The sequence below is a fragment of the Agrobacterium sp. 22-210-1 genome, assembly GCF_053522525.1.
Genome location: NZ_JBNWCI010000005.1, coordinates 252,539 through 277,642 on the forward strand (window position 1 = coordinate 252,539; position 25,104 = coordinate 277,642).

At 57.0% G+C, this 25,104-nt stretch carries 21 protein-coding genes; 7 read left to right on the forward strand and 14 right to left on the reverse strand.

Features of this window, described 5'->3' with window-relative positions; all coding sequences use genetic code 11:
- Positions 1-6 precede the first annotated feature (6 nt).
- The 14 genes from ACQZ5F_RS25035 to ACQZ5F_RS25100 all read right to left on the reverse strand — a co-directional run bounded on the left by ACQZ5F_RS25035 (position 7) and on the right by ACQZ5F_RS25100 (position 15,988).
- A complete protein-coding gene (locus tag ACQZ5F_RS25035) occupies positions 7-1,098 on the reverse strand; it encodes a quaternary amine ABC transporter ATP-binding protein (protein WP_225337968.1) in 1,092 nt (363 codons plus the stop codon).
- 85 nt (positions 1,099-1,183) lie between these two features.
- Positions 1,184-2,035, reverse strand: a complete 852-nt coding sequence (locus ACQZ5F_RS25040; RefSeq protein WP_046801954.1) for a glycine betaine ABC transporter substrate-binding protein — start codon at positions 2,033-2,035, stop codon at positions 1,184-1,186.
- 78 nt (positions 2,036-2,113) lie between these two features.
- A complete protein-coding gene (locus tag ACQZ5F_RS25045) occupies positions 2,114-3,460 on the reverse strand; it encodes an NAD(P)/FAD-dependent oxidoreductase (protein WP_225337967.1) in 1,347 nt (448 codons plus the stop codon).
- On the reverse strand, positions 3,457-4,974 hold the full coding sequence (locus tag ACQZ5F_RS25050; RefSeq protein ID WP_225337966.1) for an aldehyde dehydrogenase: 1,518 nt from the start codon (positions 4,972-4,974) through the stop codon (positions 3,457-3,459). Before ACQZ5F_RS25050 ends, ACQZ5F_RS25045 begins: the two co-directional genes overlap by 4 nt.
- A complete protein-coding gene (locus tag ACQZ5F_RS25055) occupies positions 4,967-5,881 on the reverse strand; it encodes a dihydrodipicolinate synthase family protein (RefSeq protein ID WP_225244808.1) in 915 nt (304 codons plus the stop codon). Before ACQZ5F_RS25055 ends, ACQZ5F_RS25050 begins: the two co-directional genes overlap by 8 nt.
- On the reverse strand, positions 5,878-6,594 hold the full coding sequence (locus tag ACQZ5F_RS25060) for a GntR family transcriptional regulator (protein ID WP_046801950.1): 717 nt from the start codon (positions 6,592-6,594) through the stop codon (positions 5,878-5,880). Before ACQZ5F_RS25060 ends, ACQZ5F_RS25055 begins: the two co-directional genes overlap by 4 nt.
- A gap of 424 nt (positions 6,595-7,018) precedes the next feature.
- Positions 7,019-8,335, reverse strand: coding sequence for a sensor histidine kinase (locus tag ACQZ5F_RS25065; protein WP_448731114.1), 1,317 nt, complete (start codon positions 8,333-8,335; stop codon positions 7,019-7,021).
- A gap of 50 nt (positions 8,336-8,385) precedes the next feature.
- Complete coding sequence (locus ACQZ5F_RS25070; protein WP_046801949.1) at positions 8,386-9,060, reverse strand: response regulator; 675 nt, start codon at positions 9,058-9,060, stop codon at positions 8,386-8,388.
- Between the two features lie 877 nt (positions 9,061-9,937).
- Complete coding sequence (gene prpB, locus ACQZ5F_RS25075; RefSeq protein ID WP_225337964.1) at positions 9,938-10,855, reverse strand: methylisocitrate lyase; 918 nt, start codon at positions 10,853-10,855, stop codon at positions 9,938-9,940.
- Between the two features lie 11 nt (positions 10,856-10,866).
- Positions 10,867-12,396 carry a tripartite tricarboxylate transporter permease gene (locus ACQZ5F_RS25080; RefSeq protein ID WP_225337963.1) on the reverse strand — a complete coding sequence of 510 codons (1,530 nt, stop codon included), beginning with the start codon at positions 12,394-12,396 and terminating at the stop codon, positions 10,867-10,869.
- Positions 12,396-12,836, reverse strand: a complete 441-nt coding sequence (locus ACQZ5F_RS25085) for a tripartite tricarboxylate transporter TctB family protein (RefSeq protein ID WP_225337962.1) — start codon at positions 12,834-12,836, stop codon at positions 12,396-12,398. Before ACQZ5F_RS25085 ends, ACQZ5F_RS25080 begins: the two co-directional genes overlap by 1 nt.
- 10 nt (positions 12,837-12,846) lie before the next feature.
- On the reverse strand, positions 12,847-13,839 hold the full coding sequence (locus ACQZ5F_RS25090) for a Bug family tripartite tricarboxylate transporter substrate binding protein (RefSeq protein ID WP_225337961.1): 993 nt from the start codon (positions 13,837-13,839) through the stop codon (positions 12,847-12,849).
- An 80-nt stretch (positions 13,840-13,919) separates the two neighbouring features.
- Positions 13,920-15,320 carry a sensor histidine kinase gene (locus ACQZ5F_RS25095; protein ID WP_225337960.1) on the reverse strand — a complete coding sequence of 467 codons (1,401 nt, stop codon included), beginning with the start codon at positions 15,318-15,320 and terminating at the stop codon, positions 13,920-13,922.
- Positions 15,314-15,988: a response regulator gene (locus tag ACQZ5F_RS25100; RefSeq protein WP_225337959.1), complete on the reverse strand. Its 675-nt coding sequence runs from the start codon at positions 15,986-15,988 to the stop codon at positions 15,314-15,316. The genes ACQZ5F_RS25095 and ACQZ5F_RS25100 overlap by 7 nt, the downstream gene beginning before the upstream one ends.
- Positions 15,989-16,240: 252 nt before the next feature.
- Here ACQZ5F_RS25100 and ACQZ5F_RS25105 point away from each other — a divergent pair, with 252 nt between their 5' ends.
- The 7 genes from ACQZ5F_RS25105 (at position 16,241) to ACQZ5F_RS25135 (ending at position 25,036) form a co-directional block, all read left to right on the forward strand.
- A complete protein-coding gene (locus ACQZ5F_RS25105) occupies positions 16,241-17,509 on the forward strand; it encodes a sugar ABC transporter substrate-binding protein (RefSeq protein WP_225337958.1) in 1,269 nt (422 codons plus the stop codon).
- A gap of 12 nt (positions 17,510-17,521) precedes the next feature.
- Positions 17,522-18,610, forward strand: a complete 1,089-nt coding sequence (locus ACQZ5F_RS25110) for a carbohydrate ABC transporter permease (protein WP_137087222.1) — start codon at positions 17,522-17,524, stop codon at positions 18,608-18,610.
- On the forward strand, positions 18,607-19,488 hold the full coding sequence (locus ACQZ5F_RS25115; RefSeq protein WP_080842876.1) for a carbohydrate ABC transporter permease: 882 nt from the start codon (positions 18,607-18,609) through the stop codon (positions 19,486-19,488). The genes ACQZ5F_RS25110 and ACQZ5F_RS25115 overlap by 4 nt, the downstream gene beginning before the upstream one ends.
- A gap of 239 nt (positions 19,489-19,727) precedes the next feature.
- The gene (locus tag ACQZ5F_RS25120; protein WP_046801945.1) at positions 19,728-21,323 is read left to right on the forward strand and encodes a peptide ABC transporter substrate-binding protein; all 1,596 of its coding nucleotides are present in this window, start codon (positions 19,728-19,730) and stop codon (positions 21,321-21,323) included.
- 54 nt (positions 21,324-21,377) lie between these two features.
- A complete protein-coding gene (gene oppB / locus ACQZ5F_RS25125) occupies positions 21,378-22,301 on the forward strand; it encodes an oligopeptide ABC transporter permease OppB (RefSeq protein WP_035265000.1) in 924 nt (307 codons plus the stop codon).
- Positions 22,294-23,424, forward strand: coding sequence for an ABC transporter permease (locus ACQZ5F_RS25130; protein ID WP_225337957.1), 1,131 nt, complete (start codon positions 22,294-22,296; stop codon positions 23,422-23,424). Before oppB ends, ACQZ5F_RS25130 begins: the two co-directional genes overlap by 8 nt.
- 1 nt (position 23,425) lies before the next feature.
- Entirely contained in the window at positions 23,426-25,036 is a 1,611-nt protein-coding gene (locus ACQZ5F_RS25135; protein WP_225337956.1) for an ABC transporter ATP-binding protein, read from the forward strand.
- Positions 25,037-25,104: the final 68 nt, after the last annotated feature.

Consider the following 25,104-nt stretch of genomic DNA (forward strand, 5'->3'; position numbering starts at 1 on the left):
TAGAGATCAGGCCGCTGCGCGGTCATTGTTGGAAGACCCCTTGACCCCCATGAGGAGACTGCGGGGGGTGACGATGCCAACAACCTGCTCGTTATCGACCACGGCGATGGCATCGCGTTCCGACTGCATCGTAAGCGAGATCAGCTCATCGATGTCGGCGTCCGGCGTCGTGCGCACCAGCGTCGAAAGGTCCGAATTCGGTTGTTCCTTCCTGTAGTCGCTGACACTGTGCATGACCGAATGCGCCTTGATCAGATGCAGGCGGGAAATGCCGGCCACGAATTCCGCAACATAATCATCCGCCGGATTGAGAATGATGTCTTCGGCAGTCCCGGTCTGAATGATCGCGCCGTCTTTCATGATCGCGATGCGGTCTCCGATGCGGATCGCCTCATCGAGATCATGGGTGATGAACACTGCGGACTTGCCGAGCTGCTTTGTCAGCTGGCGGAATTCGTCCTGCAGCTGCCGCCTGATCAGCGGGTCAAGCGCGCTGAACGGCTCGTCCATGAGAATAATTTCGGGATCGGAAGCCAAAGCGCGCGCAAGACCGACACGCTGCTGCATTCCGCCCGACAGTTCAGTCGGGTATCGCTCAAGCCAGTCAGCCAGACCAACCTTCTCGAGAGCCTGCTTTGCGGTGCTGTTGCGCTCGGTCTTTGGTATGCCCTGAACTTCAAGGCCGAAGGCGGCGTTTTCAAGCACCGTCCGATGCGGCAGGAGCGCCACGTTCTGAAACACCATACCGATGTTCTTCGCCCGCATTTCACGCAGATCGGGTGGCGACAGGGCAGCAACGTCCCGTCCCTTGACCAGCACCTTGCCGGCGCTGGGCGTGATGAGCTTGTTCAGCATTCGGATCAGCGTCGACTTTCCGCTGCCGGAAAGTCCCATGATGCAGAATATTTCTCCGCGCCGAACCTGCAGGCTGGCATTGTTCACACCGACAACGCAGTTGAATTGCTGCAATACTTCCTTCTTGCCAAGCCCGCGTTCGGCAATCGATCGCATCGCGGCGCCGGTCTTGTCGCCGAAGACCTTCCAGAGGGACTGGCAGTCGATCAGGATTTCGCTCGATTGAGCAGCGTCGATTTTCATGGCGGTTCCCTTGAGCCAATTATGCTGGCTTCTCTGGTTGCTTTGACAAAAGCCGCCCGACCGGTGCCGGGCGGCGAGTGCGCGATCAGTTCTTCTTGATATTTTCCCAACGCTTGATCAGGTCGGCATGGGCGCCGATCCAGTCCTGCACGGCCTGGTCCATGGTCTTGCCGTCCTTGACCGCACCATTGATCGCAGTGATATCGGCGATCGGCACGTAGACGCTGGCCATGACTTCGCGGGCATGCGGATTATCAGCGGAGAAACCCTTCTGGCCGATCCAGTAATAGCCTTGCGGCGGCGGGAAGACGCCTTTCGGATCCTTGAGATATTTCACTTCATATTTCTGGACCATCCATGACGGCTCCCAGACCGTCACCGCGATCCATTCCTTGCGGTCATAGGCCGACTTCAGCGCCGCCGTCATCGCCGCGGTGCTGCCTTCCACCAATTGCAGCTTGATGCCGTAATCCTTGACCGCGTTCGACGCGTCCTTCATCAGGCCGGAGCCCGGCTCGATACCTATGATCTTGCCGCTGAATTTGTCGCTATTCTCATTGAGCTGTTCGAGGCTGTCGATCGGCACGTATTTCGGAACCGCTATGCCCTGATAAAGACCGTGCGAAACCGGCGAAATCTTCTCGAGGCGGTTCTTGTTCTTGTTCCAGTAATCCTGCGCCACATAGTCGGTCTGCGACGCCAGAACCTGAATGTCGCCCTTTGCGAGAGCGGCATAAGCGATGCCCCATTCGGAGAATTCGGTGACCTTGACGGTATAACCGGAATCTTCGAGGACCTTCCTGGTGATGCCGGTAATAGGTGTCAGATCCTCCCAGGACAACGTGCCCATGTTGATGGTCTTTTCTTCCGCGCGGGCGGGAAGCATGCTCATTCCAATCATGGCGGCGGCGCAAAGCGCCTTCCACATCGTCTTCATCGCTCTTACTCCTGGTTTCTTGTTCCCATCTTTATTGAAGCCGCGCCGGACGCGAGCCTCTTATTGCGCGGCGAAGGTTCAACCCTCGCGGCCTGCACGCAATTCCTGCAATCGGATCACGCCGTTGATGCCCAGCCATGCAAACGGCTCGGGCGGTATTCGCGAAGGCTGCGGGTGATCCATGTATCGGCTAAGTTCCAGCGACGTCGTCCCGGTCGCAAGATCGGCGGCCATGATGCCCGCCAGAGTGCTTTTCACCGTTCCAAGACCGTTCTCGCAGCAGGCGGAGAAGAGCCCCTCCTCCACCTCGCCGAAGGCGGGTGCATGGTTGCGGCTGAGACAGAGACGCCCGGCCCAGCTATGTTCGAAACCGATTTGCGCCAGTTCCGGGAAACGGGCATCGAGCGAACGGCGATGCTCCTCTTTCATCCTGGCCATCCGGTGTTCGCCGACGGCAACCTTCGTCTCGTAGGTGTACTTCGTGCGGATGACGATCCGCGAAACACCATTGGTGGTGATCTTGCGAATGGTCGCCCCCATGGCGTCTGCGGGAAGCAACGCCCAGCGATCCCGACCGGAAACCGAAGAGCCAAACTCACCAGCGGGGAAGCCCGCCGTCATCGATGCATAGGCGAAGATGTGCATCAGCCGACCGCCGAAATGGCCGAAATCGTCGATATGTCCGTTGACGCCGAGAATAACCTTTGTCGCATTGACCGATCCGGACGGAGAGGAGGCAATCCACCTTCCATCCTTTCGTGTGAGCGATGTGACCGGCGAGCACTCGAAAATATCGATCTTGTCCGACAGACCGGCGGCGAACTGGCGCACATAATCGGCGGGCTGGATCAGTACTGTTCCCGGCGTATAGAGCCCGCCGAGATAATAGCTCGACCCGGTGAGTTCCCGCATTTCCTGCGCGTCGAGAAATAAGTGCTTCTCACCAGCCGCCTTCAGCGACTGGCCGAAATTCGCATTCAGCTTCATTCCGCGCCCGGTGGCGGCCGCATTGGTCTTGCCGGCGGGATCGAAGGTCTCACGCGACATTCCGTAGTCCTGAGCCGCGTCTTTCGCGAAAGCGATAGCAAAGCGGTTCTGCGCCATCTCCACCCGCGTCGCTTCGGCTCCGCCGCTGGAATATTCGCTTGCGGAGAGATTGTGCGGAACATCGATCATGAAACCGGAGTTACGGCCCGACGTGCCCTTGCCGATTTCACCCGCATCCACCAGCACGATTTTTTCACCGGGACGGAGAGCCTGTAGACGTCGGGCAGCCGAAAGGCCGGCAAAACCCGCGCCGATGACCAGCCAATCGGCCGATACGACAGTCTCAAGCTTTTTAAGCGGGAAAGGGCGCTGGCTGATCGCCTCCCAACCGGAGGCGCCGTTTTCGACTGGAAGACGCCTCACGGTTCCTGTTGTCATCTCACCGTCTCATCCACGGAGCGCTCGGAAACGTCGATCCAGATCGTCTTCAGTTCGCAATAATTGTCGTGAGCGAAGATCGACTTGTCGCGGCCACCGAAACCGGATTCCTTGTAGCCACCAAATGGCGTGCTGGCGTCGCCCTCTCCGAAGCAGTTGACGGTGACGACGCCGGCACGGATTTCACGCGACAGCTTGATGGCGTTGCGCAGGCTGCCGGTATAGACCGAAGCCGTCAGTCCGTAATTGGTGTCGTTGGCCAGTGCAACAGCCTCGGCCAGCGTGTTGAACGTCGTCACCGACAGGATCGGCCCGAAGATTTCCTCCTGGAACAGCCGGCTTTTCGGCGCGACACCATCAACGACGGTCGGTTCCACAAAGGCGCCGTTCTGTGTGCCGCCGCCATGGACGACCGAAAGTTTCTCCGCCCTGGCGTCCTCAAGGAATGAAGTCACCTTGTCGAAATGCGCCTTGTTGACCAGCGCGCCGATGCGGTTTTCGGGATCAAGCGGATCACCCGTTTTCCACTCGCGCAGATAAGCGCCGATCCTGTTCAGAAGCTCGTCCTTGACCTTCGAATGGACGATCAGGCGCGAGGTGGCCGAGCAATTCTCGCCCATGTTCCAGAAGGCGCCGTTGACGACCTGCTCGGCGACCAGATCAAGGTCCTCGGCATCATCGAGGACGACTGCCGGGTTCTTGCCTCCGCATTCCAGTACGACCTTCTTGAGGTTGGAATCGGCGGCATAACGCAGGAAACGGCGACCTGTCGGCGTCGAACCCGTGAAAGCGACCATATCCACATCCATATGCAGGCCAAGAGGTTCGCCCACATCCTTGCCGTTGCCGGTGACGACGTTGAAAACACCCGCTGGAATTCCGGCCTCATGGGCGAGTTCCGCAACCCGAAGCGTGGTGAGTGTCGTATCTTCCGCCGGCTTGACGACGATGGAACAACCGGCGGCGAGCGCAGGGCCGATCTTCCACGCCAGCATCAGCAGCGGGAAGTTCCATGGCAATACACACCCAACGACGCCGATCGGCTCGCGCATGATCATGGTCAGCGCATTGGAACCGACAGGAGCGGTGTTGTCATAGAGCTTGTCGATCAGCTCAGCGTGCCAGCGCAACGTATGAATGGTATCGGGAATATCGACCGTCTGGCACTCGCGCACCGGCTTGCCGCTATCGAGACTTTCCATGACCGCCAGTTCGTGACGGTTCTCTTCGATCAGCCTTGCGAGCTTGAGAAGCACGGTCTTGCGCTCGCCCGGATGCTGCAGACGCCAGCGACCGTCATCGAATGCATCGCGTGCCTTGAGAACCGCGAGATCGATATCCGTGCTGTCGCATGCGGCAATCCTTGCAAGCGTTTCTCCGGTTGCCGGGTTCTTGGTCTTGAATGTCTTGCCGGAACTGGCCGGACGAAATGCGCCATCGATGAAAACGCCCGCCGGAAACTGGAGATCGGCGGCAATTGCCTTATATTCGGCGGCGGTCAACGGTTCATGCATGACGATTGGCTCCCGACGTGATCTGACCGACCGTCCGCTTCAACGTGGCGACAACGGTCTCAAGGGTTCTCTTTTCTTCGGAATTCATCGGCCGCAGCGGCGCGCGGACCGGTCCGGCCGTCAGCCCGATGATCTCGCATCCATGCTTGATCGACTGAACGAATTTGCCACATTCAAGGAAATCCATAAGCGGCAGCATTGCGGTCATGATCGCGCGCCCCTTGTCGAAATTCTTTTCGATGACGCAGGCCTCATAGAGCGCGACATGTTCTTTCGGCAGGAAATTCGAGCCGGCGCAGACCCAGCTTCTGGCGCCCCAGGCGAAGAATTCCAGCGCCTGATCGTCCCAGCCGCAGGACAGGGCAATATGCGGAAACTTCCGGGCGAGCAGATGAAGGTTCGCCATCTCGCCAGAACTTTCCTTGATGGCGACGACATTCTTCGATTTGCCGACGCGCGAGAAATATTCCTCACCCATCATCACGCCCATGCGCGCCGGATAATTGTAAAGCATGATCGGCATATTGGCCGCGCGGTCGACGGCAAGCGCATGAACCGCATTCTCCCGCTCGGTCGGCAGCGCATAGGGCGGTGTCGAGACCAGGATTGCGTCTGCGCCGATTTCCCTGGCGGCCTTCGCGTATTCGATCGAATCCTCGGTGCGGGTCGCACCGGTCCCGATGATCAACGGCAACCGTGTGCCGACGACCTCCTTGGCATAAGCTGCGAGATCAAACCGTTCCTGGCTGGTCTGGGCGTAATATTCACCGGTCGAACCGCCGACGATGATACCGTGAACACCCGCCTCGATCAGCGATTCCAGCACTGCGGCGAATGCTTTCCGGTCGATCTGGCCGCCCTCGTCGAGCGGCGTTATCGCCGGGGTGTAGATACCCTCAAACTTCACGATGACTTCTCCAGTGATTGCGTGGCCGGAGCGCCGAGCATCGCATCCGCCTTGATGCCCTGCGGCGCGATGAACATCTCCATGTTCTCGCGCGACAGCTCCCAATGTTCGAAGACGAGATCAACAACGGCGTCCTCATCATGGGCGCCCAGCGCCTCGATGAAACTGTCATGGTGCTCGACAGCCAACTGCAGGCGTCGTTTCATGTCTGCACTACGCGGCCGAAAGAATGTGTGGCCAATGCGCGCGTGATCGATGAGAAGACGACCGAGACTCGGTTGCAGATAGGCATTGGCCGACATTTCGCCGAAAATCTCGTGGAAACGATTGTTCTGCAAAACCATGCTCAGCGCGTCTTCGTCGCCGCTGGCTTTGCGGAACCGCTCCTGCGTTTCCTTCAGATCGAGGAGTTGAGCCGGTTTGAAATTCTGCACCGCCAACCGCCCGATCGCCGCATAAATCATCGGCGCGACCTGGAAGAAGTTGCGAAGCGTCGTGTGGTTCATCGGGATGACGCGCGCACCCCGGTTCTCACGAATATCGATATATCCCTCGCCTGCCAGCCGACGAAAAATGTCACGCACGGGCGTCCGGGACAGGCCGTAATGTTCGCTCAGGGACACTTCATCGAGATCCGCGTCCGGATCGAGCTCCATCGTCAGAATCTGCCGCTTCAGATCCTCATAGAGACTGCTCTTAACGGTCTTCGCCATCGCGTAACTCCGAGCTTCCTGATGTTGATAACTCGAAGATTGCACGGGCAAGACAGGACGTCAAGCGATTGTGTACTTAAAGTACACATTAGGTGCAATGAAAAAACACAATTTGGCAGGATACTGGAAACTCATAATGTGTCAGGGCTCGCAGGCCAACTTTCGAAAGCGTGCCCATGCATCAGCAAGACGCAGACGATTGTCTGCAACGCTCGTTAAGGATGTGGAGGAAGTCCGGGGAACGCCCTTGCAGTCGCATGCATCACCTGCCCCAATGCCGCGATCAACGAAATCGACGTCCAGCGTCGCTGCCCATCCCATACCAACGCTGCCCCACGCGCTGAAGTCGAGCGCCGGGCCGCGTTTCCGAAAAGGAGGAAGTGATCACGATGCAAGCAGTTACAGGCCGGGCATACCCACCAATTTAAGCTCCGGCTTCAGACCGCGGAAACGCGAGGCTCGCCATCAAGCCACCTTCCGCAGCCTCCTCCAGGTGAACAAATCCACCATGGGCCGCCATGATCTGGCTAACGATGGCCAGCCCCATACCCGTTCCCTCGCATGTACTACCATTGCCACGTACGAACGGCCGCAGCATTTTCTGACGCTCCATTGCCGGGATACCTGGACCATTGTCTGAAACCCGCAGTGTACACGAGGGGAGTACATCGACCGTGAGTATCTCTGTTCCTTGTGCGTGGCGCATGGCGTTGATAATCAGATTGTCTAGCGCGACACGTATTGCCGGCTCGGAGCCGGAAATCATGACCCGTTCTTCTGGCGCGTTGAACTCAATTTCCATTCCGTGCTTCATGGCGGACGGAACATGATCCGCAACGATAGCGCGTGCCAAAGTCGTGAGATCCAAGACCGAAAATGTAAGGGACTGGCCGGATAAACGGGCAAGTTGCAGCGATGTCGTTACAATCGATGCCAGGCGTGTTACATCGCGAACCAGCACCTCCCGCACTTCAGGATCTTGAACTAAATCAAGTTTGATGCGTAATTTGGTCAAGGGCGTTCTCAGCTCGTGAGACGCACTGGCGAGGAAGTTTCGCTGCGCTTCAAATGCATTATCGATCCGCGAAAGCGCAGTGTTGAACGCGGCAACCATTGGCTTCAACTCTTTCGGGGTGTCGTGGTCAGATAGTCTGCGACCATTGGGAAGGCCGTCAATATCCTCTGCAGAGCTAACGACCCTTCTTACTGGGGCAGCGATTGTGCGACGCATCGTTATGAAAGCGATAGCAGCTGTCGTGATGAGAACGGCACCAAGTAAATGGTACAATCCCTGCGGCCAAACCAACCAGAGCGCGCAAATTAGCATTTGAGTATCAGAAAGAGAAACTCCGCCGACAGAGACAGTTACACTTGAATCGCTCTCATCAACTCTCTTCGCCCCGATATAATCCCTACCGCCAACCATGTAGCTGAATTCATATGTAAGCATTTGAGATGGGGCAGCGTCGAGGATCAACTTGGCTGAAGGCGGAACCGTACCATGCTTGGCAGTCTTGATACCGTCATCGACGACGTACCAAAATTCTGGCTGACCTTTAGCCAATTCAATCGTCTTTGCGGGCACATATGCTGAATTTGGTGAGCCGCTTCTGGTGTCCTTCGTTTCCTCGATTAGGAATCTGCCAACAATATCCACAGCGATACGCTGGCGGCTATCGTTATCAGTCAGTAGAAATACTATGAGCGTCACAACGGTGCTTATCACCATGATGAGCGCCATGCCGAGTATTAGCACGCCGGCGACCGGCAAAGCTATCGATCGCGTTCGGTTCATTGTTCGTGCGCCAACATGTAGCCGATACCGCGGATTGTCTGGATCGTGATGTTGCAGTTTGCTTCACGCAGTCGCTTGCGTAATCGGGACACATGGGAATCCAGCGCGTTGGATTCCAGCTCGTCGCCGATATTGTAGACGGAAGCCTCCAGATTATCGCGTTGCACGACGCGACCTGCACGCCGGATAAGTGCTTCGAGGATAGCGAGTTCACGTCTTGGGATGGCCAGCACATTCTCATTAATCATCGCGGAGCGATTTATGAGATCGAATGACAGATTGCCAAACTGTGCGCAGCCTGTCTCATCCAGATTATAGCGACGCAGGACAGCACGCGCCCGAGCAACAAGCTCAATTGGTTCAAAAGGCTTTCCAACATACTCATCGGCCCCTCTGTCGAGCGCACATACGATATCGGTCGGATCGTCTAAAGCTGTCAATATAAGTGTCGCCGGCCTTGGCCGGAGTTGTCGCAGTGTAGGCAAAAGAGACAGACCATCACCGTCTGGAAGGTTACGGTCTATGAGGACAAGATCAAACTTGAATGTAAGTAGTGCGGCTTCCGCATCTGCTACCGTATCAAATGTATCCGCAACTCCAATGGATTCTTCCATCATCGCCTTCAGTGACGAAGCCAGCTCACGATCATCTTCAACGATTAGAATACGCATGGATCACCACTTTTTTACTATGGTTGACTTGGATGATCGGAAACGCCCATCGTGAGAGGTGGCTCCGTTCCTACAATGAACCTCTTTTGGACAGTCTGGGCATGGCGGTGTTCGCCAAAGCCTCGAAGGACCGCCGTCTAGTCATAGTCATACATTGGAGAATCATAACCGCGCCTAAAACGATATTCACGTGACATATCGAGCCGCTGCAGGCAATTGGCGTAGGCATCGGTACCGCGAACAAATCCATACCCCGAGCAACGATTTTCCTGCTCGACGGTTTCGCAGCCCGCAATTACAGTCAACAGACAAAGAATAATGAGAATTCGCATTGAATGCCTTCTTTCTTTTTTACTGAAGCGAAAATAGTTCTACAGTATCTTCACAACATTACATGCTACATCGCCTTGTTGCTTAACACTCACCAATGGGGCGCACCCATTTTTCCTATGAAGATAGCTGCATCTGGAGAGTTTCTAGGGAGCGTGGCACCTTTGGCTGCCCGCGAGATGGTGTTTCCTCTTGAGTTGAGGAGGGTTTGGGGGTTGCACGTTGTGACAACATTGCAGCCGCCAACTCACCCACGGAATCTGCCGAGAGATTTGATTGTGCTCTTTTCCGTCTCAGTGCTCTGATCACACCAATTCGGCTGTGATGCTCCGCACGGGCGCCCTTCCTTGCTGAATTTTTTCGTAAATCGGTGCAGACAGATGCCCCTCTGCGTTTCACTCAATGAACTGCCCGTTTCTGTCAGCTATTTGCTCGACGCAAACGAGCAAATCGCACGGACGGCTTTCGTCTCGAAAACTCTCACGACGTGCTCACAGGCCTATTTCCCGATCAGCCAACTCGTCGGTCAGGCGGTGTAGCTGGCGCTCTACGCCTGGTTGGTTTTCGGCAAACGACTGGCAATGATGCTGGCATCCAACGCCTCATAGCCGTTGAGATCGATCACCTCGTAAAGTTCCGCGCGGGTCTGCATTCGCGCAACGGAAGCCGTTGTGTTTCCGCTGCGGGCCAGATCCTCGAAGAGTTCCTGCTGCGCCTTATTCGCGACACGCAGTGACGAGACAGGCCAGATCACCATGCGGTAGCCCATGTCCTGCAGCTGTGACGCGGTCATCGAAGGCGAGCGACCGTACTCTGTCATGTTGGCAAGCAGGGGCACGCCTTTCATGGCATTGGCAAACTCCACAAACATGTCGCGGGTCGTCAGTGCCTCCGGAAATATGGCATCTGCGCCTGCCCTGACGTATAATCTGGCGCGATCGATTGCCTTTTCGAGGCCCTCGTCGCTGGCGGCATCCGTACGCGCGACTATCACCAGAGACCGCCGCGCGCACGCCGCAGCTGCGACCTTCGCGGCCATATCCCCGGCAGCGGCCAGTTTCTTGTCGTTCAGGTGCCCACATTTTTTCGGGAGCACCTGATCCTCGATCTGGATGGCCGCCGCGCCCGCCTCTTCAAGCCTGCGCACTGTGTTCATGACATTGAGCGCCTCGCCGAAACCCGTATCTGCGTCCACAAGAAGCGGCAGACCCGATGCTCTTACAATTTGCCGCGTGAAAAACAGCACATCATCGAGCGTCAGGATGCCCAGATCTGGCAAGCCCATGGAGGCGCTCATTGCCGCTCCCGACAGGTAGAGCGCCTCGAACCCGGCAGCCTTCGCCTGGAGCGACGACAAACCGTTGTGCGCTCCCGGCATCCTGATGATTTCCGGCTTGGCCAGCATCTCCCGCAGCCGGATGCCGGCTGCAACTTTCTCGTCTTCAGAGGGCAACAGATACGACATCTTCCTTCACCTCACTCATCGGCGGGGATCGTTGCACTCCGCCACCGCTGGAATTTCGGCAGAAGAAGCGGGGCCAGGAAGACAGCCCCTGCCATCGTCCAGAGAACGATGGAAATCGGGCTCGACCACAGGATAGAGATGTCGCCGGCAGAAAGAGACAGCGCGCGGCGAAGGCTTTGCTCGAGTATCTTGCCCAGCACCAGCCCGAGGATCAGTGGCGCCATCGGAACGCCAAGGCGACGCAAAAAATATGCGCCGATACCGAGCCCGATCATCAGCACCAGCTCGAACGTGGTCGATTTTCCAGAATAGACACCGATGGTGCTGACAACCACTATGAACGGAACCAGCACCCATGCCGGGACCGACAGCATGCGGGCGAAGACACCGACAAGCGGAATGTTGATCGCGAGCAGAATGAAATTCCCGATGAACAGCGAGGCAATCAGGCCCCAGACGAGGTCTGGTTGCGATCTGAACAGGGCTGGACCTGGTGTCAGATTGTAGAGCGTCAGAACACCGAGCATGATTGCTGTGGTCCCCGAGCTTGGGATTCCGAGGGTGAGCATGGGGATGAAATTGCTGTTTGAAGCGCTGTTATTAGCGGCCTCTACGGAGGCCAGGCCGCGCATGTCGCCCTTACCGAAAAGACTTCCTTCCGGGCCACTCCTTTCAACGACGCGCTTCTCCGTCGTATAGGCAAGCGCCGAAGCGACGGTGCCGCCTGCGCCCGGCAGAATACCGACAAAGAAGCCGATCAACGAGCCGCGTAGCGTGGCCATGTTGGTGAACAGCATTTCGCTTCGATTGAAGAGGGAGCGTCCCATCTGCTTGATGCGAACAGCAGCACCGCCGTGCATGGATTCCAGCATGATCAGGAGTTCGCTGATAGCAAAAAGCCCGATCACGACGGTGGCGAACTGGACGCCATCGACTAGATTGGGTGAGCCGAAGGTATAACGATAGACGCCGGAATTGGCATCAATACCGATCGTCGAGATGGCCAGGCCGAGCGAGATTGCCAGCATGGCTTTTACTGGTTGATCCGTCAGGAGGCCGCTCAGACAGGCGAAGGCGAACACCATGAGGGCGACATATTCCACCGGGCCGAATGCGAGCGCCCAGCTTGCAAGAACGGGTGCGGCAACCACAATTCCGACAGTTGCAATCGCCGACCCGACAAAGGATGTCCAGGCGGAAAGTGAAAGCGCGATCCCCGCCTTGCCCTGCCGCGCCAATGGATAGCCCTCAATCGCGGTCATCACCGCGGAAGCTTCACCGGGAACGTTGAGAAGGATTGCGCTGATACGGCCGCCGTACTCGGAGCCAATATAGATGGCCGCCATCAGGATCAGCGAGCTTTCGGGCGGCAAGCCCAGCGCGAAGACGACGGGAACCAGCATCGCGACGGCATTGATGGGACCAAGCCCCGGCAGAACGCCGACCATGGTGCCGACGACTGCGCCAAGCGATGCCAGCAGCAGGTTGCTCGGCGTCAGGGCGACACTGAAACCATGCATGAGATAACCGAGAGTTTCCATCAGACAATACCCCCGAACGGGCCAACAGGCAGGACGACGTCAAGGACGCGGTCAAAGAGAAGGAATGACGAAACGGCGAGCAATCCCCCGGTCAGGGCTCCCTGCCACCATTTCGCACCGAAGATCATCGCAATCGGCACCATGAAGACCATCGTCGAAATGACGAAGCCCAATGGCTGAAATACAAGGGAATAGGCAAGAAGCGACCCCGACAGAGCGATGATGGCTCTGCCGGGCATCGGTGTTTGGGAACCGTCCACCGCACCCGGCTTTAACACCAGGATCACTCCACAGACAGCGATGACTGCCGCTGCTATAAGAGGAAATGCCCGGGGGCCGACGGGCTCGTAGGCAAACGGTGCTTCCAAGCCGTAACCATAGGCGATCAGGATCGCTGCGACCGCAATTGCGGCCGCACCAAGAATGCGGTCGTTGTTCATGGTTCAAGCCTTATTTTGTCGCGAGACCAAAGTCGGCGGCGAGTTTTTTGTAAGCAGCGACCCGCTCTTCGACAAACGCCGTCGTCTCCGCACCCGCCATCGGCAGCGGGAAGAGGTTGCGCTGCTGCAGCGCTGCGTCGTAGTTCGCAGACTTCATTGTCGCCTCGAAAGCATCCGACCACCACTTATAGTCTTCGTCGGAGACGTCGGGGCCCACGTAGAAACCACGAGCGATCGGCCAGAGGATGTCGAAGCCCTGCTCTCTGGCGGTCTGAACTTCGGCAAGCTTTCCGGGCAGACGTTCTTCCGAGAAAATCGCGAGCAACTTGAGCGGCGCACCGCCATCGATTGCAGCCTGACTGTCACCGACATCGTTCATGCAGACATTGACATGGCCACCATGAAGCGCAGTCGCGCAGTCACCGCCGCCTTCGAAAGCCACGAAACGCATCGTCTTGTAGTCGATTCCGGCAGCGCGAGCCGCCATGGCCGCCTTCATCCAGTCCTGGCTACCGATCGTGCCACCCGCTCCGATGATCACCGAAGTCGGATCCTGCTTGATGGCATTCATGAGGTCGCTGAGCGATTTATACGGGCTATCGGCCTGAACGACGACAGCGCCGTAGTCGGTTCCGATGGTCGCCACCCAGCGCACATCCTTCTCTGTGAAAGCACCGAACTTGCCCTGCGCGATGTTCAACAGCGAGCCGGCGGAGTACGCGACGATGGTGCCCGGTTCTGCACGGCGCTGGCCAACGATGGCGTTATATGCAACGGCGCCGATGCCGCCCGGCATGTAGGAAACGCGTACCTGCGACTTGACCGCGCCGGATTGCTGCAACGCCGCCTGAGCCAGCTTGCAGGTGATGTCGAAACCGCCGCCCGGCTGGGCTGGCGCTATGCATTCGGGATTCTTCGGTTCGGCGAGCGTAATCGAGGTCGAGCCTCCAAGCACGACTGACGCCGCCGCCGCCGTGATGGCAACGCGTGAAATGAATGACATTGATGTCTCCTCCAGGTAGTGAACGCAGACCTCCAATCTGCAGAAGCGGGATATATCGCAGCCAAGCTTTCAATCGGCTTTCAACGGATGACGGGTAAAGCAATCCTTACAATCAGGCCGGAGCGATCCCGGCGGTTGCTGACCGTCATCGTACCGCCATTCGCCCGGGCAACCGTAAGTGCAATCGCCAGCCCAAGCCCATTGCCGCTGCCCGTTTTTTTTCCGCTCCTGAACCGGGTTCCGGCATGCAGGATATCGTTTTCGGCCATGCCGGGGCCTTCGTCCATGATATCAATATTGACCATCTGGCCTTCTAGTATCAGCGACACGGTGACGAGCGAGCTTTCCGGCGCATAATGCACGGCATTGTCAATGATGTTGATCATCGCCTCGCGCAGCAGCCCTTCATTGGCACGCACGATCACCTCCGGCTCTAAGGCCTCGAAAACACAATCCATCTTCCGGCTTCTGATGCGCGGCCACAACATCCGGATCGTATCTGCGACGGTTTCCGACAGGCATAGCCGCTCCTGCGGGTAGATTTCCGTTCCCTGCGCAGCGCGCGCCTTGGCCAATGCAAGAAGCTGGTTGGTCGTCCGGATCGCCCTCTCCAAAACGTCCTTGGATGAATGCAGCGTGGCCCGGATTTCATTGAGCGAAGCCTGGTGGAGCGCGTATTCGATCTGGGTCCTCAGGATTGTCATAGGGGTGCGAAGCTGATGCGACGCATCATCGAGAAAGCGCCGCTGTTGTGTCGCCTCTTCGGCTGTACGTTGCATTATCCCGTTCATCGCCTGCACCAGCGGGCGGACTTCAAGCGGCAACGACGCGACGGCGACCGGCTTGAGATCGTCGGGTTCGCGCGCATCGATCGTCTCTTTCAGACGGTTCAAGGGCTTTAGAGCCTTGAATACGCCAAGCGCGATCAGCACGCCCAGAATAAGAACAACAAGTATGTCGCGAAGAATGGCCCTGGTGATCAGTTCGTTCTGGAAAGCCCCACGCGACACCTTGGTCTCGGCCACCTGTATCGTGATCTGCACGCCGTCAGGTTTCGATGCATCGAGTGGACGCTTCAGTGCACCAACCCGTATTTCCTGCCCGAAATAGATGCCATCGTGAAACCTGAGCTCGCCACTTTCGAGCCCCGATGTTTCCGGCAGCAGCACATCGCCGATCTGGACCAGATTGTCGCTGGTGGAAACGTTGAAATAGACCGTCCCCTGGGCGGTCAACTGGAAGAAATTGAACAGGTTATAGGGTAACTCGACACCCACTCCCCCGCTCTCGGTTGATATGTTGGCATCAACCGCCCGTACGGCTCCGGCTAGTGAGCGATCATAGGCGCTGTCGGCAAGCTCCTGTACGGTCGTTGTGCTGAACCATAAGGTCGAAGCCATGGCGGTAATGATCGCAGGAAATATCCAGTAGCCGATCGTAACGGCCAACCGGCGACCGGCGCGTTCCGGACTCCTCAACATGGCTGGGTCTCTTCGAGAACGTAGCCGATACCACGCAGCGTCGTGATCTGTACGGTTCCGGACAGCTTCTTCCTCAAACGATGGGCAATGACTTCGATAGCTTCCAGCTGAATATCCGCGTCGAAAGAGAACATTCGGTCGACAATCTTCTGCTTGGACATCGGCTCGCCCGCGTGCTGGACCAGGACCCTCAGCATCGAGTGCTCTCGCGGTGTAAGTTCGAGGATTTTATCGTGGAGTGTGAAACGCTGTTCTGCAGGGAAATAAGCCAGTCCCCCGCATGAAAAGGTTCCAGCGTTGCGACCATGCGACCGCCGAACGAGTGCCACCAGCCTTGCCTCCAGCTCCTCAATCGCGAAGGGTTTTGCTAGAAAATCATCCGCCCCTTCGTGCAGACTGCCAATCCGCTCGCTCAACGTATCCCGGGCGGTGAGAATCAAGGTCGGAGTGAGATCATCTCGAGACCGCATCGCTGACAGCACCGACCTCCCACCCATGGACGGCAAACCGAGATCGAGAATCACGACATCAAATTCCTCCTCGCGCAGGCGATTGTCCGCAACCGCGCCATCTTCGGCCCAGTCGATCATGAATTCGTAGCGTTGCTTCAGCGCCTTGATCAGCCATTGCGCCAATTCCGCATCATCTTCGACCAAAAGGATTTTCAACCGCACCTCCCCGCGCCCGAGCAACCCCGCTGGGCAGTTGCAACATCATTCCTTTAGCAAGGGCTCAGTCAAGTTCACTGCCCTTGCTTAAGGACGCGTGGGCATTTCCGCCTGCATTTCAGGCGGGTTCGTAATGCTGCTCGAAGTTCCATCTATTCGCGCTCTTACAAAAGATGCACCGCCAGAATGCAGATTTTCTTCGGAACAATCTCTGGATGGTGAAGTTACCCTCCTTCAGGAGGAGGACAATCCATGACCACCAAAGCCATTTTTGCGGGCGCGTTCAGTGCCCTCTCGTTGTTTTTTTCCACTGCGGCACTGGCGCAGACCGACCTGACGATGTGGTATCACGGCGCGGGCAATGTTGAAGAACGCAAGATATTGGCCGGCATCATCGAGGATTTCAATTCGTCTCAGTCAGACTGGCGGGTCTCGCTTCAGGAGTTCCCGCAGAGTGCCTATAACGAGTCCGTCACCGCCGCAGCACTTTCCAACAAGCTGCCCGACATTCTGGATGTCGATGGGCCGAACATGCCGAACTGGGCGTGGTCGGGTTATTTACAGCCACTGCAGATCGATGAGGCAAAGCTTGAAAATTTCCTGCCAGGTGCGGTGGGCAAGTGGGGAGACAAGCTCTATTCCGTCGGCCTGTGGGATGCAGCCGTCGCCATATTCGCCCGCAAATCGGTTCTCGATGAAAACGGCATTCGCATTCCAACACTGGAAAAGGCATGGACCGGCGAGGAGTTCAATGCGGCGCTCGAGAAGCTCGCGGCCAGCGGCAAGTTCGAATATGCGATCGACCTTGGCATGGCCGACAAAACCGAATGGTACAGCTATGCCTTCAGCCCGTTTCTGGAGAGCTTCGGCGGCAGCCTGATCGACAAGAAAAATTATCAAACCGCCGAGAACTTCCTCAACGGAGACAGTGCCGTCAAGTTCGGAGAATGGTGGCAGTCTCTGTTCGAGAAGAAGCTGGCACCCGGAACGTCACAATCACCTGCCGACCATGAAACCGGCTTTCTGGAAGGTCGTCACGCCTTGCAATGGATGGGCAATTGGGTTGCGGTGAAGGCGCTTGAGAAATATGGCGACGACCTGCTGTTTCTGCCGGCGCCTGATTTCGGGCAGGGTCCGAAGATCGGCGCCGGATCCTGGCAGTTTGGTGTGTCGGCCACCAGCAAACATCCGGAAGGCGCGTCCGCTTTCATCGAATTCGCCATACAGGACAAATATCTCGCGCAGTTCTCCGATGCGATCGGCCTCATCCCGGCTACCTCCTCGGCGGCCCAGATGACGAAGAATTACAAGCAGGGCGGCCCGCTCGAAATTTTCTTCGATCTGTCCAAGCGCCAGGGAACGTTGCGTCCGGTAACTCCGGCTTACGCCTTCATCTCGCCGGTCTTTTCCAAGGCTCTTTCCGACATTGCCAACGGTGCGGATGTTGCCGATACGCTGGACAACGCAACGGATGAGATAAACAACAACATTGAGCGCAATTCCGGTTACCAACCCAAATAGGGGTCGTGACCGATGGCGTTCTTTTCTTCAAAGGGGAAACTCACCCGAGACGGCTTCACGGGCTGGATCATGGCTGCACCGGCGATGATGCTGATCGGGCTGTTCCTGATCACGCCCTTTCTGCTGGGGCTCGGGTTTTCCTTCACCAACCAGCGGCTGACATCTCCCAATCCGACCGAGTTTGTCGGCGTTGAAAATTACACCCGGCTGCTGGGTATCGGCGTGCTGACGCTCGAACCGGAAAAAGAGGCGGACGGCAGCATCAGCCGGGATGCCGATGGCGCCATCTCCTATCCGAGAATTCGCAATTTCACCCGCAACAACCCTGATTATCCCCACCTGGAAGGAATGCGGGAATATAAGAGCTTCACCTGGGGCGAGGACCAGATCGTCATTCTGGCAAGTGATGTCGTATTCCTGACAGCTCTCGTGAACACGCTTTCCTTCGTGGTCGTCGTCGCGCCGGTTCAGGCTGCGCTGGCGTTGTTTCTTGCCCTGTTGGTGAACCAGAAAATCCCCGGCGTCACGATTTTCCGCGCAATCTACTTCATGCCTGTCGTGCTGTCGGTGGTGGTGGTGGCGCTGCTCTGGCGATTTATCTATGCGGCCGATAACGGGCTCCTGAACAGTCTCTTGAGTTACATGAGCTTCGGGCTCTTCCAGCCTGTCGACTGGCTGGGCAGAACTGATACCGCCTTATGGGCCATTCTGGTGATGTCGGTCTGGCAGGGCGTTGGGTTCCACATGGTCATATGGCTCTCCGGTCTGCAAACCATCTCTCCGGATCTCTACGAGGCAGCTGACATCGAAGGAGCGAGCCGCTGGCAGAGGTTCAGCATGATAACCTGGCCGCTGCTGCGCAACACAGCCGTGCTGATTATCATCGTCATCACCATGCAGGCTTTTGCGCTTTTCGCGCAGATCGATGTGATGACCAAAGGCGGACCTCGCGACTCTACACAGAGCATCGTCTATCAGGCGGTTGAGCGAGGATACCGCCAGCAGGACATCGCAGCAGGTTCCGCAATCTCGGTCGTCCTGTTCCTGCTCGTTCTGTGCATTTCCTTGACCCAGCGGTACATGACAAGGGAGAAGCAATGATGCAGGCCGGACAACGCAAAAGCCTCGCTTTTCTCATCGGCAACTATGTGCTCATGCTCGCCTTCGCGGCGATCTTCATTTTACCGCTGTTGTTCATGGGGTTCTCGTCGCTGAAACCAAACGACCAATTGCTGAGTGACGCCACGTCGATAAGAGCCTTCCTGCCGGTGGGACATCTCTCGCTTGAAAACTACACGGCAGCTTTCGCCCGGGCGCCGATTGCAACCTTCATATTCAATTCGGTTCTGGTCACGGGTGTTACCGTGTTTCTCGCCCTGCTTTTTGGCTCGCTTGCCGCCTTCGCCTTCACCTTTTTAAACTGGCGCGGGAAGGATGTTTTATTTTCGATCATCCTCGCCACGCTCATCATTCCCTTTGAAACAATTGCCGTGCCGCTGCTGCTGGAAGTCAACAATCTGCCATGGATTGGCAGCGGTGGGTTTACCTGGGGGTGGCTCAACTCCTGGCATGTGCAGATCATTCCGTGGATCGCAGACGGGCTGACGATTTTCCTCTTCGTGCAATATTTCAAGGATCTGCCGAAGGAATTGCTGGAGGCGGCGCGCATCGACGGCGCCAGCTGGCTACGAATTTATGCCCAGGTGGTTATGCCGCTCAGCGGCCCGGTCATCGCAACGGCTGCGATCCTGAAGTTTCTCGTCATGTACAGCCAGCAATACCTATGGCCGCTTCTCGTGACCCAGTCCGAGGCATACAGACCCGTAATGGTGGGGCTGCAATATTTCTTCCAGCTCAACACGCCATGGGGTGAAGTCATGGCCTATCTCACGATCATCACCCTACCGGTACTGATCTTTTATCTCTGCCTGCAGAGGCTGTTCATCTCCAGTATCGCGGCAAGCGGAATAAAGGGATAGGGCATCGACCAGATTTCGACGTGAACCGCTCGGCCGCCGGAGGGCCATTCGCTGTGGGACAACGTGGCGCAGGATGGCTTCAGCCGAAGTGTTTTATAAGAAACCGTCGGGTCTAGCGCGGACATGTCAACTTAAGTGAAACTTGTGGTTTCTACATCAACTCACAATTTATTGTGGTTGCACTCCGGAGCAATTTGGCCTTGTTTGTGGACTCAAAATATTCACGGGGAAAGAAAACAATGTCGATAAAAACAACAGCTCGCACCACTCTGCTGGTAGGATCATTACTGATTGGCGCCAGTTCCGCGCTTGCAGAAACAGTTCTGCATCGTGGCAATGCCGGCGAACCGCAGACGCTCGATCAGGCACAGACCTCCATCAACATCGAAGCCTTTATCCTGAAAGACCTTTATGAAGGTCTCACCATTTACGATGCCGCCGGCAAGATCGTTCCCGGTACGGCGGAAAGCTGGACGCTGTCTGAGGATGGCACCGTCTACACGTTCAAACTGCGTGCGGATGCGAAGTGGTCGGATGGCACCCCGGTAACGGCCGGAGATTTTGTTTTCTCCTACCAGCGCGTCGAAGATCCGAAGACCGCCGCAAAATATGCAAATATTCTTTACCCGATCAAAAACGCCGAAAAGATCAACAAGGGCGAGGTTCCGGTTGAGCAGCTTGGCGTCAAGGCGGTGGATGACAAGACCCTTGAGATCACACTCGAGCGCCCGACACCATTCTTCCTTGAACTCCTTTCTCACCAGGCGGCTTTGCCAATCTCCAAGGCGAGTTACGAAAAGAACGGCACCGACTTCGTAAAGCCCGGTGTCATGGTTTCGAATGGTGCTTACAAGCTCGAAGCGCATGTTCCAAACGACAGCTTGACGGTCGTCAAGAACACCAGTTTCTGGGATGCGCCCAACACCAAGATCGACAAGGTCATCTTCTACCCGATCGATGACCAGGCCGCATCCGTTCGTCGTTTCGAAGCAAAGGAAATGGACCTCGCCTATAACTTTTCCGCGGATCAGATCGACCGTCTGCGCAAGGCCTATGGCGAACAGGTTCACGTTTCGCCGACGCTTGCCACCTATTACTACACCTTCGATACCCGCGAAGCGCCTTATAACGACGTCCGTGTCCGCCAGGCGCTCTCCATGGCAGTGGATCGCGATTTCCTCGCCAAGGAAATCTATAGCGGTTCCCAGATTCCGGCCTACTCCATGGTTCCTCCGGGCATGGATTCCTACAAAGAGCCGGCAAAGGCCGACTTCGCCACGCTGTCGCAGCTTGACCGTGAAGACGAAGCCCTCAAGCTCATGAAGGAGGCTGGTTACGGTGAAGGCGGCAAGCCGCTTTCCATCGAAATCCGTTACAATACCAACCCGAACCATGAACGCGTTGCGACGGCTATCGCTGATATGTGGAAGAACACCTTCGGCGCAAAGGTGTCGCTGGTGAACCTCGACGTCGCCTCGCACTATGGCTACCTTCAGGAAGGCGGCAAATTCAACGTGGCGCGTGCCGGATGGGTTGCCGACTATGCCGATGCCGAAAACTTCCTGGCGCTTTCGGTATCCTCCAACAAGACCTTCAACTATTCCAAGTTCAACAACGCCGAATATGACGCGCTGATGCAGAAGTCCTATGACGAGAAGGATCCTGCCGCTCGCTCCAAGCTGCTGCATGAGGCAGAAACCATCCTCATGAAGGAACAGCCGGTTGTTCCGCTTCTGACGCAGGCCGATCTTTGGCTGGTTTCCAACCGCGTCAAGGGTTGGGTCGACAATGCTGCTAACGCACACCTCAGCCGCTTCCTGAGCGTTTCCGAATAAGCAGCGTCGGCACGGTGGCTCACACCACCGTGCCATGCCGGAGCCCGAAAAAGCATGATCTCGTTTATCCTGCGCCGTTTGGCGAGTGCGGTGCCGACTTTGTTTATCGTCGTCACGATTTCGTTTTTCCTGATGCGTTTCGCACCGGGCGGACCGTTCAATCTTGAACGTCCCCTGCCGCCGCAGACGATGGAAAACCTGATGAGAACCTATCATCTGGATGAACCATTGTGGCGCCAGTATCTCATCTATCTCGGCAATGCCGTCACCGGCGATTTCGGTCCGAGCTACGTCTACAAGGACAATACCGTCGCGCAATTGATCGGCAAAGGTCTGCCTTATTCGCTGGAACTCGGCAGCTATGCTCTTTTGCTGGCGCTTGTGGGTGGCGTTCTCGCCGGCACTCTGGCCGCGCTAAGGCAGAATAGTGCCTTCGATTTTTCGATCATGTCAATTTCGACGGTTGGCGTTACAGTGCCGAACTTCGTTGTCGCACCTGTTCTCACGCTTGTCTTTGCCGTCATACTCGGGCTTCTGCCCGCCGGCAGCTGGGGTGACGGATCGCTGCGATATCTCATCCTCCCGATGATCGCGCTCGCTTTACCGCAGCTTGCGGTTATCGCGCGCCTGACACGCGGTGCGATGATCGAGGCTTTGCGGATGGACCACATCCGCACCGCCAAGGCTTATGGCCTTCCAGCGCGCAACGTGGTGGTATTCCACGCCATGCGCGCGGCGATGCTTCCGGTCGTTTCCTATCTGGCTCCCTGCGCCGCAGCGCTGTTGACGGGTTCGGCGGTCATCGAGACGATTTTCACTATTCCGGGTGTCGGCCGCTACTTCGTTCTTGGCGCGATCAATCGTGACTATACTCTGGTGATGGGAACCGTCGTTCTCGTCGCCATTTTTGTCATCCTGTTCAATCTCGTGGTCGATATTCTCTACGGCCTGCTCGATCCGAGGGTCAGACATGACTGATATCCCCGGCAATATTGCCCATCAACCATTGGTGAAAAGCCGAAGCCTGTTCCAGCTGGCAGCCCTGCGTTTCAGACGAAACAAGGCCGCCATGGCAGGTTCCGTCATGCTGCTGCTGATCACGCTTTTCTCATTCATCGGCCCGCATTTCCTCACACACACCTATGATCAGGTGTTTTCGTCCTATGTCTCCGTCCCGCCAAGCCTTGAGCCGCGCCCGGATGTGAACAACCTGCAAGGCGTGATGGAAGGCGTTGCCAACCGGGCGCGCGTCGAGCTGCAGGAATTTTCAGTCGAAGGACAGACCTTCACGGCAACCGTCACCTCCACCAGTCCGATTGACCCGCGCACGACACGGTATTTCGACCGCGCCAACGAATTCGAAAACACAAAGGTCGTCGCCACCGAAGATGAAGGCCGAACGCTGAAGCTGGAAGGCGACGTCAACCGCGAGTACTTCTTTTTCGGCACCGATTCCAACGGTCGCGACATGCTGGCGCGCGTGATGCTGGGTGGGCAAATCTCGATCGCCGTCGGCGTTCTGGCCAGCCTCGTTTCGCTCGGCATCGGCGTTCTTTACGGCGCAACCGCGGGGTATATAGGCGGGCGTGTCGACAATGTGATGATGCGTTTCGTGGAAATCCTCTATTCGCTGCCCTTCGTCTTTCTCGTGGTCGTCCTCGTGGTCTTTTTCGGCCGCAGCTTCATCCTGATCTTCCTGGTCATCGGTGCCGTGGAGTGGCTGGATATGGCGCGTATCGTCCGTGGCCAGACGCTTGCCTTGAAACGGCGGGAGTTTGTGGGCGCCGCACAGGCTTTGGGTTTGAGCGACTGGCAGATCATCCGCCGCCATATCATTCCCAATACGATCGGCCCCGTCGTCGTGTTCGTCACGGTCGTCGTGCCCAAAGTCATTCTTCTGGAAAGCTTCCTCTCTTTCCTCGGCCTTGGCGTGCAGGCGCCGCTGACAAGCTGGGGGGCGCTGATTTCCGAGGGCGCAAACAATATCCAGTCAGCCCCGTGGCTCCTGATATTCCCGGCGATCTTCTTCGTTCTGACCCTGTTTTCGCTGAATTTCGTGGGTGACGGGTTGCGTGATGCACTCGATCCCAAGGATCGTTGACATGAATACGACATCTGAAACCATCCTCACCGTCCGCAATCTCAAGGTTGACTTCACCACGCCTGACGGCATCGTCAATGCCGTCAAAGGCATCGATCTCGACGTCAAACAGGGGGAAACGCTTGCCGTCGTCGGAGAATCCGGTTCCGGCAAAAGCCAGACCATGATGGGCATCATGGGGCTGCTTGCATCCAACGGCGTTATCGAGGGTTCGGCAAAATATCGTGGACGCGAGTTGATCGGCCTGCCGGTCAGCGAGCTCAACAATATCCGGGGTGCGAAAATCACCATGATTTTCCAGGAGCCGATGACCTCGCTTGATCCTCTCTACAGGATCGGCGCGCAAATCGCCGAACCGATCGTTCACCATAGGGGTGGCAGCAAAAAGGAGGCGCGTGCCCGCGTTCTCGAACTCCTGAAGCTCGTGGGAATTCCTGAGCCGGAGCGGCGCATAGACAGCTACCCGCATGAACTTTCCGGTGGTCAGCGCCAGCGCGCCATGATTGCCATGGCTCTCGCAAACGAGCCGGACATTTTGATTGCGGATGAGCCGACCACTGCGCTTGACGTGACGATCCAGGCACAGATCCTCGACCTTCTGAAGTCATTGCAGAAACGCTTCGGCATGGCCGTCGTCCTGATCACGCATGATCTCGGTGTTGTGCGCCATTTCGCCGATCGCGTCGCGGTTATGCGCCGCGGGGAAATCGTCGAATCCGGCACGACGGAAGATATCTTCGATCGCCCGCAGGCTGACTACACCCGGATGCTTCTCGATGCAGAACCCAGTGGGCACAAGTTGCCAGTCGGCAAAGAGGCGCCTGTCGTTCTCTCCGGGCGGAACGTGACGGTCGATTATAAAATTCCGGGTGGCTTCCTGTCGAAATCGAGCAAGTTTCGGGCTGTCGACGACGTCAATCTAAGCCTTCGCCAGGGACAAACCATCGGCATCGTTGGTGAGTCCGGATCAGGCAAGTCCACCCTCGGACGCGCGCTTCTGCGCCTTGCCCATTCCAAGGGCCGCATTTTCTTCGGCGAGACGGACATCAGTGACCTTGACCGAAAGGCAATGCGGCCATTGCGGCGGCATTTGCAGCTTGTGTTTCAGGATCCCTATGGTTCGCTTTCGCCAAGACAGACGGTCGGAGAGATAATCACTGAAGGTCTGTTCGTGCATGAGCAACGTTTGAGCCGCGCGGAGCGGGACAAAAGGGCAATCGAAGCACTGAAAGAAGTCGGTCTCGACCCAGCCACCCGCAACCGCTACCCGCACGAGTTTTCAGGCGGGCAACGCCAGCGTATCGCAATTGCCCGTGCGATCATCCTCAAGCCTGATGTCGTCATTCTCGATGAACCTACATCCGCGCTGGACCGGTCCGTTCAAGGACAGGTTATCGACCTGCTACGTGATTTGCAGAAGACGCACAGCCTTTCCTACATCTTCATCAGCCACGACCTTTCTGTCATCAAGGCCATTTCGGACTACGTCATCGTCATGAGAAACGGGACGATTGTGGAAGAGGGCGAAACGGACGCCATATTCAACAGGCCAGCCGCTGAATATACCGAAACACTCATCAAATCGGCGTTTTCGGCGGAAGTGGCACCCTAGATTATCACCCGGGCGGGATGCGCGCCCGATCACCAGGGACTGGATTGGAACAGTGGCTCCACCGCCTT